The sequence below is a fragment of the Variovorax sp. GW823-FHT02B07 genome (assembly GCF_058797695.1).
In genome coordinates, this window is the sequence record NZ_JBXAJX010000001.1 from 1,955,573 (window position 1) to 1,972,414 (window position 16,842).

The 16,842-nt window shown below is 64.9% G+C and carries 14 protein-coding genes; all 14 read left to right on the forward strand.

Annotated elements, in window-relative coordinates:
- The first annotated feature begins 12 nt into the window (after positions 1–12).
- The 14 genes from tssC to clpS all read left to right on the forward strand — a co-directional run bounded on the left by tssC (position 13) and on the right by clpS (position 16,816).
- Positions 13–1,503, forward strand: coding sequence for a type VI secretion system contractile sheath large subunit (gene tssC / locus AC1RGU_RS09135; protein ID WP_139706204.1), 1,491 nt, complete (start codon positions 13–15; stop codon positions 1,501–1,503).
- A gap of 127 nt (positions 1,504–1,630) precedes the next feature.
- The gene (locus AC1RGU_RS09140) at positions 1,631–2,116 is read left to right on the forward strand and encodes an Hcp family type VI secretion system effector (protein WP_062471480.1); all 486 of its coding nucleotides are present in this window, start codon (positions 1,631–1,633) and stop codon (positions 2,114–2,116) included.
- A 120-nt stretch (positions 2,117–2,236) separates the two neighbouring features.
- A complete protein-coding gene (gene tssJ, locus AC1RGU_RS09145) occupies positions 2,237–2,821 on the forward strand; it encodes a type VI secretion system lipoprotein TssJ (protein WP_492696066.1) in 585 nt (194 codons plus the stop codon).
- Positions 2,822–2,856: 35 nt separating this feature from the next.
- A complete protein-coding gene (tssK, locus tag AC1RGU_RS09150; protein ID WP_492696068.1) occupies positions 2,857–4,212 on the forward strand; it encodes a type VI secretion system baseplate subunit TssK in 1,356 nt (451 codons plus the stop codon).
- On the forward strand, positions 4,209–5,471 hold the full coding sequence (locus AC1RGU_RS09155; protein WP_492696070.1) for a sterol desaturase family protein: 1,263 nt from the start codon (positions 4,209–4,211) through the stop codon (positions 5,469–5,471). The genes tssK and AC1RGU_RS09155 overlap by 4 nt, the downstream gene beginning before the upstream one ends.
- Before the next feature lie 12 nt (positions 5,472–5,483).
- Positions 5,484–6,140 carry a hypothetical protein gene (locus AC1RGU_RS09160; protein ID WP_492696072.1) on the forward strand — a complete coding sequence of 219 codons (657 nt, stop codon included), beginning with the start codon at positions 5,484–5,486 and terminating at the stop codon, positions 6,138–6,140.
- A 52-nt stretch (positions 6,141–6,192) separates the two neighbouring features.
- The gene (gene tssL, locus AC1RGU_RS09165; RefSeq protein ID WP_492696074.1) at positions 6,193–7,557 is read left to right on the forward strand and encodes a type VI secretion system protein TssL, long form; all 1,365 of its coding nucleotides are present in this window, start codon (positions 6,193–6,195) and stop codon (positions 7,555–7,557) included.
- Between the two features lie 24 nt (positions 7,558–7,581).
- The gene (tssM, locus tag AC1RGU_RS09170; protein ID WP_492696076.1) at positions 7,582–11,649 is read left to right on the forward strand and encodes a type VI secretion system membrane subunit TssM; all 4,068 of its coding nucleotides are present in this window, start codon (positions 7,582–7,584) and stop codon (positions 11,647–11,649) included.
- Positions 11,650–11,667: 18 nt separating this feature from the next.
- A complete protein-coding gene (gene tagF / locus AC1RGU_RS09175) occupies positions 11,668–12,399 on the forward strand; it encodes a type VI secretion system-associated protein TagF (protein ID WP_492696078.1) in 732 nt (243 codons plus the stop codon).
- Positions 12,396–13,511 carry a TagK domain-containing protein gene (locus tag AC1RGU_RS09180; protein ID WP_492696080.1) on the forward strand — a complete coding sequence of 372 codons (1,116 nt, stop codon included), beginning with the start codon at positions 12,396–12,398 and terminating at the stop codon, positions 13,509–13,511. Before tagF ends, AC1RGU_RS09180 begins: the two co-directional genes overlap by 4 nt.
- The gene (tssG, locus tag AC1RGU_RS09185) at positions 13,508–14,665 is read left to right on the forward strand and encodes a type VI secretion system baseplate subunit TssG (protein WP_492696082.1); all 1,158 of its coding nucleotides are present in this window, start codon (positions 13,508–13,510) and stop codon (positions 14,663–14,665) included. Before AC1RGU_RS09180 ends, tssG begins: the two co-directional genes overlap by 4 nt.
- Before the next feature lie 26 nt (positions 14,666–14,691).
- Positions 14,692–15,735 (forward strand): type VI secretion system protein TssA, encoded by a 1,044-nt coding sequence (locus AC1RGU_RS09190; RefSeq protein ID WP_492696084.1) that lies wholly within the window; start codon positions 14,692–14,694, stop codon positions 15,733–15,735.
- The gene (locus tag AC1RGU_RS09195; protein ID WP_095745214.1) at positions 15,732–16,316 is read left to right on the forward strand and encodes a hypothetical protein; all 585 of its coding nucleotides are present in this window, start codon (positions 15,732–15,734) and stop codon (positions 16,314–16,316) included. Before AC1RGU_RS09190 ends, AC1RGU_RS09195 begins: the two co-directional genes overlap by 4 nt.
- A gap of 140 nt (positions 16,317–16,456) precedes the next feature.
- Positions 16,457–16,816 carry an ATP-dependent Clp protease adapter ClpS gene (gene clpS / locus AC1RGU_RS09200; RefSeq protein WP_062471456.1) on the forward strand — a complete coding sequence of 120 codons (360 nt, stop codon included), beginning with the start codon at positions 16,457–16,459 and terminating at the stop codon, positions 16,814–16,816.
- The last annotated feature ends 26 nt before the right edge of the window (positions 16,817–16,842 follow it).

A 16,842-nucleotide genomic window follows, 5' to 3' on the forward strand; every position in this document is an offset into this window, starting at 1 on the left:
ATGACCACCCTCATGGACAACGTGCTCGAGGCGCCCGAGGCGACGCGCTACACCGACCCCACCGACTTCTCGGCCCTGCTCGACAAGGAATTCAAGCCCAAGACCGACGAAGCGCGCGATGCCGTCGAGGCGGCCGTCAGGACGCTGGCAGAGCAGGCGCTCGTCAACGCCGCAACGATGACTGACGATGCCTACAGCAGCATCGAAGCCATCATTGCCGAGATCGACCGCAAGCTGTCGGAGCAGATCAACCTCGTGCTCCACAAGGAAGACTTCCAGAAGATCGAGTCGGCCTGGCGAGGCATGCACCATCTGGTCTACAACACCGAGACGGACGAGAAGCTCAAGATCCGCTTCATGGACGTCTCCAAGGACGAAGTCCGTCGCACGCTGCGTCGCCACAAGGGAATCGCCTGGGACCAGAGCCCGATCTTCAAGCGCATCTATGAAGAGGAGTACGGCCAGCTCGGCGGCGAGCCCTACGGGTGCCTGGTGGCCGACTACTACTTCGACCACACGCCGCCCGATGTCGAGCTGTTGGGGGCAATTGCCAAGGTCTCTGCAGCATCTCACGCGCCGTTCATCGCCGGATCGGCGCCCTCGTTGCTCGGCATGGAGTCGTGGCAAGAGCTTGCGAATCCGCGCGACCTCGCAAAGATCACGTCGAACCTCGAGCACGCACCGTGGAACTCGCTGCGAAACACCGAGGACTCCCGCTACGTTGGTCTGGCAATGCCTCGATTCCTGGCCCGGTTGCCTTATGGCGTGAAAACCAATCCTGTCGACGAATTCGACTTCGAAGAGGAAACCGAAGGCGCCGATCACCGCAACTACGTATGGAGCAATGCGGCCTATGCCATGGCGGTCAACATCAACCGCAGCTTCAAGCTCTACGGCTGGTGCACGATGATCCGCGGCGTGGAGTCGGGTGGCACCGTCGAGAACTTGCCGTGCCACACCTTCCCGACCGACGACGGCGGCTTCGACATGAAGTGTCCGACCGAAATCGCGATCTCCGACCGCCGCGAGGCTGAGCTTGCGAAAGCCGGACTGATTCCGCTAGTGCATCGAAAGAACACCGACCATGCCGCGTTCATCGGTGCCCAGTCGCTCCAGAAGCCACAGGAGTACATGGACCCGGACGCGACCGCCAATGCCAACCTGTCCGCACGGCTGCCGTATCTTTTCGCCAGCACGCGGTTCGCGCACTACCTGAAGTGCATCGTGCGCGACAAGATCGGCTCCTTCAAGGAGCGCGACGAAATGCAGCGCTGGTTGAACGAATGGATCATGCATTACGTCGACGCCGATCCTGCGAATTCGTCCCAGGAAACCAAGGCCCGGCGACCCCTCGCAGCTGCCGAAGTCGTGGTGGAGGACGTCGAAGGCAATCCGGGCTACTACAGCGCGAAGTTCTTCCTGCGTCCGCATTTCCAGCTCGAAGGCCTGACCGTTTCTCTGCGTCTGGTTGCAAAGCTGCCGTCGCTCAAGGAAGCGGCCTGACGCCGAACCGCCATCGAATTGTTCGAGGAAGTGGCGCGCAGACGCCACGGCATTTCCAAGGACGCGCCATCAAGAGCGCTCGTGCATTCGTCATTTACCGACAAATTCAAATACAGGGAGTTTTCTCATGTCACAAGACATTTTTCTGAAGATCAACGGCATCGAAGGCGAATCGCAGGATTCGGACCACAAGAACGAGATCGAGGTTCTGGCCTTCAACTGGAAAGCCTTCCAGGAATCCACCATGCACGCCGGCTCGGGCGGCGGCGCAGGCAAGGCGACGGTCGAAGACCTCGAGTTCGACCACTACATCGACCGTTCGAGTCCCAACCTCATGAAGTACTGCCTGACCGGCAAGCACGTGCAAGAGGCCAAGCTCACGGTTCGCAAGGCCGGCGGTAACCCGCTGGAGTACCTGAAGTTCACCTTCTCCGACGTGATCATCACCTCGATCCAGCCCTTCGGTTCGAACTCGGACGAGATGCGTGTCAAGGAGCGCGTGCGCCTTTCCTTCTCCAAGATCAAGCAGGAGTACTCCGTGCAGAACGCACAAGGCGGCAGCGGCGGTGCCGTCACTGCGGGCTACGACATCAAGGGCAACAAGGAGTCCTGAAGCCTTCGCTTCGCCCCGGATCCGTCCGGGGCTTTTCGACTTCGGTTCGCGTAAGGGGGTTGAGGAGGCGCGAATCGAAGTCGGTTCTTTTGCGTTCCCTTTTTTCAGTTTGATTTCCACATGAATCTCGCCATGCCAGGGCTGTGCCGGAGTGTTGCGTCCCGACGCGGGCTGTCCAGGTGGATGTCGCGTCTCGGGTTTCCATGCCTGTGGGGCTTTGCATTGGCAGTTGCGTTGGCAGGGCCTTCGCTGGCATATGCGCAGTTCTCACACCCAAGAGAGCAAACCAAGCTCGATATCACGGTCACTGCGGAAGCCGGTGTCAACCCGGACGACAAGGGGAGGGCGGCACCCATCATGGTCCGCATCTACGAGCTCAAGTCGGAGGCAACCTTCGAATCGGCCGATTACTTCTCGCTGCACAACAGCGACAAGACCGTGATCGGCGCCGACCTTCTGGTACGCGATGAGTTCATCCTGCGACCCGGAGAAGTCAAGAAGATCCGGCGCATGTCGCACCCCGAGCTCGCTGCGATCGGCGTGATCGCCGGCTACCGGGAGCTTGCACAAAGCGAGTGGCGCCTTGTGCAGAAAGTCGATCCTGCCCCCGAGGCCGCCTGGTATCGCACCGTCATCCCCGCCAACAAGGTCAAGCTGGAGATCGCCCTTCAAGGCAAGGGCATCCAGCTGACACCCATCAAGTAGCACGTCTGCGGCCCGCAAGCACAACGATCGAACCCATGAGCTGGTACAACAAAGTCGCCTGGAGTGAAGGGCTCTTCCTGCGTCCGCAGCTGTTTCAACAGCAGGAGCGCTACCTCGAACATCTGGCGCACAAGCGTGCCGCCTCGTTGACTCCCTTTTACTGGGGGTTCAACCACTACAGCATCGATGCGGAGTCGCTCTCACTGGGCAAGCTGGTGCTGGCCAGCGCGGCGGGGATCTTCTCGGATGGCACGCCCTTCGATGCACCGGGCCAGACGCTGCCGCCAGCGCCGCTCACGATCTTGCCGGAGCATCTGGAGCAAGTCATTCACCTGGCGGTGCCGATCCGGACGCCCAACGGAGAAGAAACGACGTTCGATGACGCCGGCATCTCAGCGTCGTCATTGGCCCGGTTTTCGGTGTTCGATGCGGAGCTGCGCGATGCCAACTCGATCGGACAGGGTGCAAAGACCGTTCAACTGTCCCGTCTGCGCCTGCGTCTCCTGCCGCAACGCGAACTGACCGACGCCTGGATCGGCTTGCCGCTCGCGAAGGTGACGGTGCTGCGCTCGGACGGAAGCATCGCCGTCGACCCGCACCTGATTCCACCGGTGGCAGGCTATGGCGCAAGCCCCTTGCTGGCGGACTGGATCACCAATCTGCACGGTTTGTGCAAGCTGCGCGCGCAATCCTTGGCCGCCCGACTGAGTGGCAACGATGGCAAGTCCAGCGAAGCTGCCGAAGTGTCCGACTTCCTGCTGCTGCAGATCCTCAACCGCTACGAGCCCATGCTCGAGCACTGGCTTCGGGTGCGTGAGACCTCTCCAGAGATGCTCTACACCGCATTGCGCACGTTGAGCGGAGAGTTGGCCACCTTCGTTCGCGGAACCACCCGTCGTCCGCAACCGCATCCTGCCTATCAACACCTCGACCCGTACCTCTCCTTCAGGGAGTTGATCGGGGATGTGCAGGCCTTGCTGAACGACGTGCTCGTGCGAAGCGCCCAGAGCATCTCCTTGGCGTCAAGACCCAATGGTGTGCGTGTTGCGAGCGTCGAGCCCGCGGAGTTGCAGGGCTTCTCCAGCCTGGTGTTTGCGGTCGCGGCGCACACACCGCCGGAACAGTTGGCGAGCCAGTTTCCCGCCCGCTGCAAGGTGGGGCCGAGCGACAGGTTGACCGAGCTAATTCGGTCCCATCTGCCGGGCATACCGCTGCAGACCTTGCCCGTCCCGCCGCGTCAGATTCCCTTCAATGCAGGCTTTGTCTACTTCCAGATCGACCCTCGCGGTCCGTTGTGGGAGCACATGGTCAAGCACGGTGGGCTGGCGTTGCATGTCGCGGGCGAGTTTCCGGGGTTGCGCATGGAGCTTTGGGGAGTGAGGGAAAAATGAATCCCCTGAAATTCCCGACCCGTTTGTACGAAGGGGTCGTCTACGAGATCAAGAAGGGCACCGAGCTCGCACTGTCGCATGGACCTTTGCGATCGGGCAAAGGCATGGTGAGCGGAATGATCGCACTGGTGCTGGCCAACTTCAGCATGCTGGGCGTGTTGTTGTTCCAGTTTCCGGATTTCCTCAGCACGCCCAAGGTGCGTGAGTACCTGAGCTTCGATGTGATGCGAGTCGTGTTGCTGGGCGCGATGGCATTGTGCGGAACCTTGGCGTTGTTCAACGTTGTCTTCGGACGGGTTCGACGCCTGTCTACATGGGCATTGCTCTGGTTGGCCGTGGCCGTTGTGGGGTCGAAGTTGGGCGTCAGTGCAACGGGCAATGGCTGGCTTCCTGTTGCGGGGCAGCTGGCCGTTGTTCCCTATCTGGGGGTTGACTGGTTGATCTTCGATTTGCTGGCGACGACCCTGCTTTTCACCACGATCGAAAAGCTTCGGCCCCTGAAGCCCGAAATGCCCGTTTTCAGGAAAGACTGGCAGACCGACTTCATGTACTTCGTCACCGGCCACTTGCTCATTGGCGTGACGTTGTTTCTCGTCTATGCCGTCTTGTACGGCGTGAGCGGTGCACTTGCCGATCTCAATCCCGCCGCACAGGGCACGTTGCGCGGCTGGGTGCGGCAGCTGCCGTTCGGCTACGCACTGCTGCTGCTTTTGCTGATCACCGACTTCGGACGGTACTGGCTGCATCGCTTCTATCACGAGACCGCCATCGGATGGCGACTGCACTCGATCCATCACAGCGCCGAGCATATGGACTGGATCTCCGGAAGCCGGACCCATGGTGTGGAAACGGTGATCTCGACGGTGGTGATCCTGGCGCCAGCGTTCTTGCTTGGCTTTTCACAGAGCGTGATCAACGTCTACGTCTTGATTGCGGGCGTGCAGGCCGTGTTCAACCACACCAATGCATCGGTGCGGCTGGGGCCCCTGCGCTATCTCATCGTGACACCGAACTTTCACCATTGGCATCACAGCCGGGACGCGGAAGGCCTGGACCGATGCTATGCCGCGCACTTTGCGTTCTGGGACTACCTGTTCGGTACGGCGGTCAAAGCCGACAAGAACAAGATCTGGCCGGATGGCTACGGAGTCGTCGGCGACTACGTACCGCGAGGGTTCTGGGCGCAGCAACTGCATCCGATCCGATGGTCGGGGCGGTGGGTCGATGCGCACGGCGTCGAGCACAGAGAGAACCGTTGATCGGAGGCGCAGATGACCACACCCATCACCAGCCTCCAGAAAGAGTACATCCGATTGCTCGACGGCAGCTCGGCCGCGATGACCATTGCCGGCGCGCACATGGCTTCGGGCGCCTTCGTCGGCGTGTCCTGGAGGAACCTGACCTTTGTCGGGTGCGACTTCGCAGGGGACGGCAACATCAAGCTGGCATCGATGTCGGGCTGCCAGTTCATCGACTGCCGGTTTCTGGCACCCCATCACGACTTCGGCGTGATGACCGATGTGAGCTTCACCCAGTGCAGTTCGGCGGGGCGTTCGATCGTCTGTGGGGGCGATGGAAGCACTGGCGTCCTGTTCCAGGCGTGCAGCTTTGACGGCGGAAGCTCTGCACCCGCAGCGCACGAAGGCGTGGGATGCATGGGAGAGGTCACCTTTCGCAATTGCACAGGTCGTGGCGAAGTACTGGTGGCCGGCACCCGTCTGACCATCGACGACTGCCGGTTCGACCACATGACCTTCGCCATCGGCCGCCAGCGCCGGCGCGGGACACCGCTGGCGGCCACCGTCCTGATCGACAACTCGCAGGGCTCCGGCGTGTGGCGAATGGTCGATTGCCGCATGAAGACCAGCCACATCCAGAACAGCAGCTTCGAGCAGATCGTCAACGACAGCTCCGAGTGCGAGGCCTGAGCAGGCTTCGCTTTTTCATCGGGCTCGGCCCGTTCATTTTTCCAACGCTCCAATGCTCTACAAAGAAGAATTCAACGAGGCACCCGCGGGAGGTGGTGGAACCGACCCGCGCGACGGATCCGGTGATGGCGAACTGTTCGGCGAGTCGGCCGACGTCGCGCATCTGGTGTCCGAGTCCTCGACACAGGAGCGCCTGACCGTGGTCGCGGCGGCTCAGAATCCCTTGCTGGAGGCGGCCCAACCCTTGCTGCGGGCCCTGGCGGACATGCCCGCTGCGCTGGAAAGCGACGCCGTGGCGTTGTTCCATCAGTTGCTCGAGCGCGAGGTGGCCGCTTTCCAATCCATCTGCACCACTGCGCAGGTCCGGCACGAACACGTGGTGGCCGCGAGCTATGCGCTGTGCACCGCGCTCGACGAAGCGGCCAACAGCACGCCGTGGGGCGGCGGGCAGGGCGGAGAGGCCGGTATCTGGGCTGGCCAACAGCTGGCCGCGAAATTTCACGGCGATACCAAGGGCGGTGACAAGTTCTTCCTTCTCGTCGGTCGCCTCGCCGCGAGCCCGCAAGAGCACGTGGATCTGCTCGAAGTGCTGTACCAGATCCTCGGGTTGGGTTTCGAAGGTCGCTTCAGCACCGCGGCGAACGGGCGCCGGCAGCTTGAAACGGTCCGTCATCGGCTGTTCTCTCTGCTGGGCAACGCGCGCGGCGATGTCCCGAGCGACCTGTCGCCGCATTGGAAGGGTGTGGGGGCTGGCAAGTTTCGCTTGCTGCGCAGTGTGCCGGTGTGGGTCACTGGCTCGGTGCTGACGCTGATCCTGTTCGGCCTGTTTGCCTGGTACAAGTACCAGCTGTTGCAGTCGAGCGCCGATCTGCAGCAGCGCATTGCGGCCATCGGCCGGCTGCGTCCCCCGCCGGCGCCTCCCGTCAAGCCGCTGCGCCTGAAGGAATTGCTGGCGAGCGAAATCGAGCGAGAGACGGTGAGCGTGGACGAAGACGAGCGCCGCAGCATCGTCACCTTCAAGGGCGACGAGATGTTCGTCCCCGGTCAGGCGCGCCTCAGTGCACGGATTCTCCCCGTGCTGGCGAAGGTGGCCGACGAGATCAACCAGGTCTCCGGCACGGTCCAGATCACCGGCCATTCGGACAACCAGCCGATTCGCACGCGCGAGTTTCCCGACAATCAGGTCCTGAGCGAGAAGCGGGCACAGGCCGTGGCCGAAGTGTTGACCGGCAAGGGCGTCGTGCCGTCGCGCATCCAGACCGAGGGGCGCGGCGCCACGGTTCCCATCGCAGACAGCACGACCGCTGCGGGACGTGCCCGCAACCGGCGTGTCGACATCATGGTCACGCAGGGCACTGGCGTCAGCGCCAACGCCAGCGCGGGTCCGGTGAAGCAGCCAGCCGTCGCCCCGCGCTAGACGCAAGGCAGGAATCCATCACTCATGCAATATCTCAAACAGTTCCTGGCCTTTCTGTTTTCCCGACAGATGCTGGCCTTCCTTGCGATGGTGCTGCTGGCCCTCGCGATCTGGTTCATTGGCCCGCTGCTCGCGGTGGATGGGCTTCGCCCCTTCGCCTCGGTCGGGGTGCGCGTGACCTTCATCGTCATGCTGCTCGTGCTCGGCCTTCTCTGGATGGTTTCGGGCCCCTACAGCCTGTTGGGCGTGGCAGCGCTCTGCCTGCTTGTATGGCATGCAGGGCCTCTGCTGGCCATCGGGGCGGCGAAGCCATTGGCGCCGCTCTGGGTGCGCACCATGGTCATCTGCGCCATCCTTGTGATGTACGCGGTGTACTGGCTCTACCGTCTCTGGCAGGCCTTGCGCAACAACGACGATCTGCTCGCAAGGTTCCTGCGCTTTGGCCAGGATGCCGACAAGGACGACAGCGCGAAAGAGGAGCTCAAGACAGTCACCGTCACGGTCACCCGTGCCCTGGCCCAGCTGAAGGGTTTGCGTGGACGCGGCGGGCTTCGCCGGATCCTGGAGGGCAAGCGCTACCTCTACGAACTGCCGTGGTACATGATCGTCGGCAGTCCGGGCGCAGGCAAGACGACGGCGCTCCTGAACGCCGGACTGCAGTTTCCTTTGGCGCGCCAGATGGGGCACGCGTCCAGAAGCATGGTGCTCAGGTCGGAAGGCGGCACGCTGAACAGCGACTGGTGGTTCTCGAACGAGGCCGTGTTGATCGACACGGCCGGCCGCTACACCACGCAGGAAAGCAACCCGGTCTCGGACCCCATTGAGTGGCGGGGATTTCTGGGGCTGCTGCGCAAGCACCGCACGCGCGCGCCGCTCAACGGCGTCATCGTCGCGCTCAATGCGGCCGAGCTGCTCACGATGTCCGAGATGGAACGCGCAGAGCATGCAAGCATGGTGCGAGACCGGTTGGCTGATCTGCGCCAAGAGCTCGGCATCCGCTTCCCGGTCTACGTGATCGTGACGAAGATCGATCTGCTGCGGGGCTTCAGCGAGTACTTCCAATCCCTCACCAGTGAAGGCCGCACCCAGACCTGGGGCTTCACGCTGCCGTTCCACGGCATCCAGAGCTCGCGCGCGGCGGTGCGCGACCGCGAGCCGCTGCGCGCCCAGATCGAGGCGGAGCTGGCGTTGCTCAAGGACCGCCTGGCGGCGGGTTTGCGCGCCCGGTTGAACGAGGAATTCGACGTCGACCGCAGGAAGCGCCTGTTCGCGTTGCCCCAGGAACTGGCCGGCATGTCGGCGCTCCTGGTGCCGATGCTCGACGAGATGTTCCTGGCGTCGCGTTTCGACGGAACCCAGCTGCACGACACGCTGCGTGGTGTCTATTTCACGAGTGGCGCCCAGGCCGACCTGGAAATGCCTGCCGATGCCGGCACGCTGTTTCAGCGTCTGCAGCGCAGTCTGGGCCTGGGGGCGGGCGGCGCATCTGCGGCCGGCAACGAAGAGGGGGTCAAGCCACCGGGAAGAATGGCCTCGCCCATGCGGGGACAGCAAGGGTTCTTTCTGCAGGACCTGCTGACCAAGGTGATCATTCCCGAGGCGCATCTGGTGCGCCCCAATCTGCGCTGGGAGTTCCGCTTCCGGTTGTTGCGTCTCACGGGGCATGCGCTGGCCGTGGTGATCTTCCTGTGGCTTGCCGGCGCGCTGGCCCTGAGCTTCGGCAACAACCGCCAGTACCTGAGCGCCGTGGGCCAGCGCGCCGAAGCGCTCACCGTGCAGGTGCGCCAGTTGTTCGCCGATTTCAAGCCCGCAGGGGTTCCGGACGTGCTCAGCGGGGCGCGTGAGTTGCCGGGCTATTCGGGCCTCGACATCGACAACCCGCCCGGCAGCTTTCTCTACGGCCTTTACACAGTGCCTCCGGTGCTGGAGGCGGCCAGCGACACCTACGCCCAACTGCAGGATCACACCCTGCTTCCCTCCGTCCTGCAGCGGATGGAGAGCGTGCTGAAGCAGAGCATGAATGACGGCGATGCCAAGACCGCGTACGAGGTCTTGCGCGTCTACAAGCTGCTGCACGACAAGGAACGCTACATGCAGGGCGGGGCGCAGGATGTGCGCAACTGGGTGCTGAAAGACTGGGAGAGGGCTGACAGCGCTGCCGCCTTTGGCGGCCGGGCATCGATGGTGGGGCATGTCACGGCACTGTTCTCCGGTGCCCGACCGGTGCAGTCCGCATCGCTGCCCAACGAGGCGCTGGTGCGCTCGGTGCAAAACTTCCTGGACAGCAATACCTCGAGTCAGCGCGTCTATGAACGCGCCAAGGCCGCCATGCTGTCCGAGGCGCCCCAGGAGTTCACGCTGGTGCGCGCGGTCGGACCCCAAGCCGGGACCGTGTTTTCCCGCGCAGGCGGATTGCCTCTGGAAAAAGGGGTGGCGGGCCTGTTCACCTATGACGGCTACCACGAGGTCTTCAACAAGCGCTTGCCGGAATTCGTGGTGCGGGCCCTCGACGACGATGCATGGGTCATGGGGCGCGGCGCGCAGGGCGGCGCGACCTTGGCCACGCAAATGAAGACTCCGGCGCTGCTCGATGAAGCGGCCCGCAAGCTGCGCAACGATCCGCTGCTCGATGACATCCGGCGCCAGTATTTGGCGGAGTACGCCCAGCATTGGGAGTCTTTTCTCGAATCGATCCGAACCGTGAGCGGCAGCGACACCACGGGAACGAGCCTGGGCTTCGATCTGAGCGTGCTGCGGCAGCTTGCCGCTCCTGACTCTCCGCTGGCACGGTTGGCGCGAGCGGCGGCCCGCGAGACCACCTTGTCGCGCCCGTTGGTGGTTCGCACGCAGGAGGAAAAAGGCTTCCTCGACAAGGCCACCGACGAACTGAACAAGCAGACCAACGCCATCGGCCGGAACCTCGGCATCCGGGCCGAGGAGCGGCTTGAAAAGCAGATCGTCGACAACCGCTTTGCCGCACTGCGCGAGGTCGTCACGGGGCAGGCCGACATTGGCGTGACCAGCGCCGGTGCCGCCGCGGGCAAGCCGGGGCTCGAAAACATCTCTGGCCTGCTGAACGAGTTCTACACCTTGCTGGTCGTGGCAGACACGGCGCTCACAGCCGGAAGCCTGCCTCCCGGAGGTGCCGAGGTCGGCGCCCGTTTGAAGCTGGAGGCCGGCAAATTGCCGGCGCCCTTTCGTGAAGTGCTGACGGCGCTGGCCGCAAGCGGTGGCGACAAGGTGATGCTCGGCTCCACCGGCATCCTGCGCAGCCAGGCTCAACTGCAGCTCGACCGCATCATGGGGTTGATGGCGATGCAGGTCAGCGAGCCCTGCAAGCGCGGCGTGGAAGGGCGATACCCGCTGGCCGCCGTGACGCAGGACGCGTCGATCGAAGACTTTTCGCTGGTGTTCGCTGCAGGCGGTGCGGCGGATGAGTTCTTCAACAAGCACCTCGCCCCTTATGTGGACATGAGCGTGCGACCGTGGCGCTACAAGGACCCGAATGTGGCCAATGCCATGCTCGGCATCGACGCGGCGGCAGGCAACGGCGCAGGGCTGAGGCCGGCCACTTCCGGCCCGACCCTGCTCGGTGAATTGCTCAAGCTGCTGGCCCAGAGTGGTCCGAGTCTCGATGCCTTCTACCGCGCACAGCAGATTCGCGACCTGTTCTTCCGCGACGCGGGCGGCAAGAAGCTGGCATGGAAGATCGACCTGCGTGTGCTCGAGCTCGAGCCCAGCATCACCGAACTGGTCATCGACATCGACGGGCAAGGGCAGCGCTACGTTCATGGCCCGGTGCAGGCCTTTGCTGTGAACTGGCCGGGGCCCCGCGGCGGGGCGATGGCGGAGATCACGGCCAATCCCCGCATTTCGAACCCGACCTCGACCTTCCTGGCCCATGGGCCGTGGGCCTTGTTTCGTCTTCTGGAGAAAGGGCGCATCGTGAGCACGGCCACGCCGGGGCGATTGAGCGTGGAATATGCGTTCGACGGCCGCAGGGCGTTGATCGATGTCAGTTCGGGCAGTCAGCCGAATCCCCTCGGTAGCGATGTGCTCAAGGGCTTTCGTTGCCCTGGACGCGCAGCCTGACCCATGCGGATGTGGAGCATGCTGCGTGCCGCGTGGCACGTCACCCCGCCCGCCATCTGGGGAAAGCTTCCCGGGCAGGCGGATTTCGTTCGCAGCGGCGTCCGCCACGGGGAACCGGACGCGTGGATGCCCTGGCTGGCCCAGCAGTGCCGCCATGCCGGAGCGGACGCCACGGCACGTGCCATGGCGATTCCCGTTGCCTTCGTGCTTCCGCCAGGAACGCTGGCGTTCGCGCGGCGGCGCTTCGTGCTGGGCGTGATCGCGCCGTCCGTTGACAAGGTGGGTCGGCACCACCCCTTGCTTGTCTACCAACTGGCGCATCCACGCTGGACGCAGGCGCACTTCGGCGCTCAGGTGCAGGAGCCCCTGGATTGGCAGTTCTGGCTTGCGCGTGCCGTGGCCCGTCATGCCTGTGCCCAGGGGGCGGCCGATCTGCGCGTGCTGGAGCGCACGGTGCGGGCGCTGTGGCGCGTGCAACAGTCGCAGAACGGGCGTGCGGCATTGAAGGACGAGAGCAACCGCGCGCATCGGCGCCGGCAGATGCAGGCATTGCTCGAACGTGGGACGGGGCCCGCGCTGCCGGACGATCCCGCCGCGGCGCTGCAAGGCGTTCGCTTTCTGCCATGGGCCGACTGGCCGAGTCGGCTGCAGGGACCCCGGGCGGAAATGGCGTTCTGGCAGCAGGACGCGCAAGGGCGCTTCATCGGGGCGGCCAACCGGCTGCAGAAGCTGTGGGGGGATGCACCATGATCCGCACGGAGACACAGGGGGGCGACGCCGAAAAGACCCCGTTGCGCCTGCAACTCACGCACAGCAACGGGGAGCCGCGGCGTGGCGCGTTGTCGATCCCTCCCTCCGGCGCCGGCATGGCCGACGCGCTCCAGCTGTGCGGGGAGCGTCAGAGCGAAGCGCAGTGGCGCGCGGCCAATCTGTGCCGCATCGCATGGAGCGACAGTGCAGGGGAATGGCGTTTGACGAACAGCAGCCACACGCTGATGTGCGTGTGTCGGGGCGAGCGTGTGCCCGCAGGAGCGAGCGTGCCGGTCGCGCCGGGGGACACGCTGGAACTCGGGCTGTTGCGTTTCACGGTCGAGCAAGGCGCCCCGGCCGACGTGAGGCAGCCGGGCACGCAGACGCCTGGTCGGCGCGGGTCCGCCGATGCCGACCGGGGCGCGGCGTCGCGCACGCCTGCGTCCGCGTCCGACGCGCAGCCCTTTGATCTGCGTGTATTGGCCTTCAACGACCCTCCGGAGGGCGGCGAGCGCGACGAACACGTGGATGTGCTGGCGAACCCGTTCGGCGTTCTCGACATCGCGGGGGCGCAGCCGTCGCCCGTTGCCGATGTCCTGGCGGGGCTGCTCGGTGACGCGCCCGCGGCTGGGCAAACACGACCTGCCGTGCGTCCGGCAAGCCCGCCGGCCAGTGGCGATGGCCGCCCGGCCTGCCTGCTCGACGAACTGCACGAGGAGTTTGTCCGTGTGGTGCGCGATCCCGCTCAACTCTCGGGGCGTGTCGACTGGGAGGGCCTGCTGGCATCGGGCAACGAAGCCGCGCCCACGCTCGATGACTTGCGTCGGCAAGCCGAGCCGTACCCGTTGCTGCGCGACATCCTGCTGCCGCGCGAGGGCATCGACCGGATCATCGAAGACTTCGAGCCCCTCGTGAGATCAGGCTTGCTCGACCAGGAGGTGCCCGAGGACGTGCTGGGCCTGTTCGCCCCGGAACTGGCGCGCGACAGCCGAGCGCCATTGCCCAGCCTGACACGGCAAGAGCACCATGACCTGTCGCCTGACAGCCATCTTCACCTGGGGTCGACAACGCCGCACCGCGTGGGCAGCGACGAAGGCGAGGGGAAGCCATGACGAAGTCCCCGAAGGCCGCCCCCGGCGGGACGCTTCAAGACATGCTGGGACGATTGCGGCGTGCGCCGTGGAGGTTTGGCTTCCTGTCCCTGTTGAGGCGCTTCGGCGCGTCCCACCTGCAGCATCCTCCCGTCGGCTTGGCCAGGCGCCCTCAGCAGGAGCCTTTCCGGCTGGGGCAGGCGGCGGCCTTGACCTTCGCGCCGCGCGAAATCGCCAGCGTGGTGCTGCCCGGCGAGTCGGAGCGTCGGGTGCCGGGAGCATCGCCGACGCGGTCCGGCAATAACCCGGCGCTGCCGGTCGTGCGCCTGTACGGCCTCGGGCTTTTGGGCCCCAACGGCCCGTTGCCGCTGCACTACACCGAACTGGTGCGGGACCGCACGGAAAACCACAACGACAGCACCCTCGCGGACTTTCTCGACCTGTTCCATCACCGCTACCTGACGCACATGTACCGGGCGTGGGCGCAAGGGCAGGCCGCTGCCGGGCTCGACCGGTCGGAGGACGAGGCGTTCAGCCGCTACATCGCGCGCCTGACGGGGCACGACCCGCTCGAGATCCGCGATTCGGTGCTGCCCGCGCACGCCCGGTTGGCGGCCTCGACCCACCTGGCCCGCGAAGCCCGCAATCCCGACGGGCTGGCCGCCACGCTGGCGCACTTTTTCGCCGTGCCCGTGCAGCTGCAGGAGTTCGTGCGCCACTGGATCCGGATCGATCCCGAGGACCAGAGCCACCTGGGGCGCGCGCGGACCTCCAGCATCATGGGCGTCGGGGCCATGGCGGGGGAGGTCGTGGCCGACCGGCAGAACAAGTTCCGCCTCGTGCTCGGCCCGCTGAGCCTGGAGCAGTACCTGCGTTTCACCCCTCAGGGGCAGGACCTGGGCTTGCTCGTCGAATGGGTGCGGGGCTTTGTCGGCTACGAATTCGTCTGGGAGGTGGAACTGCGTGTGCGCAACGACAGCACCCCGCCGGCACGGCTCGATGATGCCGAGAAGCTCGGGTGGTCTACCTGGCTCGGCGGTTCCGGCAGCGCGGAAGACGGGCGGCCTGCCGTCGATGCGCCGCGTTCGACGCCCGGCTACACCGTCGGCATGGTGTTCGAGCCCGAGGCGTACATCGGCTCGCGTCATCACGGCCAGGCGACGGCAGCACGCTGAATTTTTCCCTTCGAGAAACCTGCTCCATGACCGCTCCCATCCACACCGACGCCGAGCCCACCGCCTACGCCACGCGCGCCCGCATCGAGGCGGGCGACCGGCTGTCCCCCTTCAGCGCGGCGGCGCCTTGCGGCCCCAGCCTGGAATACGACGCCGAATACGCCGTCCTGCTGGCGCGCATGTCCCCGCGTGGCGATGCGCAGTACGGGCAGTTCGTCGGAGCTCCCGACGCGCCGAACTGGGCCGAGATCGAACGGGACTGCCGCCGGCTGCTGCTGCGGACGCGGGACATCAATCTCTTTGTCTGGCTGTGCCGTGCACGCACCCGGCTGGCGCAGGCGGCAGGGCTTGCGCAGTCGTTGGTACTGCTGGTCGAGGCGCTGCGGACCTGGCCTGAAGCGGTGCACCCCCAGTTGGTGATCGAGGGCGAGCGCGACCCGGCCGTGCGCGCCAATGCGCTCGCTGCGCTGGCCGATCCGGAGGGCCTGTTGAGCGACGTGCGAGAGGTCGTCATTGCAGCCAATGCCGCGCGGCACCTGACGGTGCGTGAAGTCGAGCGCGCCTTTGCGATGCCCCGGGCGCCGGACGCAACCAGTCCGGAGGCCATGGCGCAGCAGTTGGCAGACCTCGCGGCCGCTGCGTCGGGCGATGACCAGGCGCCGCTGCGCCTGTTGGCGCAAGCGGCCGAGGCGGCGGCGCAGATCGTCGCCTGGGCCGCCCAGCACCTGGGGCTGGACGCGCCTCCACTGCATGCGCTGGTGCGGTTGCTGGCCCCATTCCAGCGAACCGGGGCATCGGCGCCGCCTGTCGCGGCCGCAACAAGACCTGACCCGCTTCCGTCGTGGCCGGCAAGCACGCCAGCCGGTGAGGGCCTGGCGACACGCGACGACATCCTGCGTGACATTCGCAAGGCCCGGCGATGGTTCGAGAACCACGAACCGAGCAGTCCTGTCGCCGTGTTGCTCAAGCAGGCCGAACGCATGACCGGCCTGCGGTTTTCCCAGGTGGCCGATGCCATTCCACTCGATCTGCTGCGCAAGTGGGACGCCGACGAGGAGGCTTCGCTGTGACGCTGATCCAGGCCAATTTCCTTGTCGTCTGCCTCGCGGTCGGTGCCGTCGGCGCCTTGCTGGGCCTCTGGGTGTTCTCGCACAGGCTCGGCAGGCAACTCGACGCGCAGCGCCGTGCCTCGGATTCGGAGCGCGAACAGGTGCGGCTGGCGATCCGCGCCGAGTTGGCGCTGCTAGGGCAGCAGCAGACCGCACATCAGAAAGCGCAACGCTTGGCACTAGCGCGGTGGCAGGCTGAGCAGGATGCGCGGCGGCTGGCTGAATGGCAGGCGTTGTCGCCAGCGCTCCCCACCTTGACGGGCATTAGAGGAGGGCCGGTTGCGCCGCCCGTTGCACCCTCACCCCCGCAGCGGCCGAGACCATTGCCACCAGTACCGGCCTTGCACGAGGATTCGGAGTTGCAGAACTCGCGAGTCCCGTTCACGCTGCCCGCCGCCGTTCACGAGGAAGCAGAGTGGGCTCCCGAGCGCGAACTCACCGACGAAGAAATCGACGCCTTGCCGCCCGATCTGCCGGTTCCGACCCGGGTGCCGGGCCGGAAATTGCCGGCGCCCAAAGGTCCCGTTCTGCGCAATCTGTAAAAAAGACCGGCAACCTGCCGGTTTTTTTACGTCTGTCTTCGTGCTGTCGTACACGACGCATGCCTCTTGATTTGTCGAATAGGCGTCACCAAGTCTGTTGGCGTCGGCACGGTGCTTGCACGCTCTATAGAATCTTTTTCATGGCAACGAGAATTCCCAAAACTCCCAGCACCCCGCCGGCGCAGAAACCGGCGGGCGACGACGGAGATTCGGTCGTTCTGGAGCGCCGCCCGCAAAAAACGGCGCCGCCCCAGATGTACCAGGTCGTCATGCTGAACGACGACTACACGCCGATGGAGTTCGTGATCGTCATCCTGCAGGAATACTTCAGCAAGGACCGAGAAACGGCGACCCAGATCATGCTCAAGATCCACCTCGATGGCCGGGGTGTCTGTGGGGTTTATTCCCGCGACATGGCGGCCACCAAGGTCAATCAGGTGATGGAGGCCGCGCAGCAGGCAGGGCACCCGCTGCAATGTGTCAGCGAACCGGTCGCGTGAACCAGTTGAATTGCACGCGCTCCAAC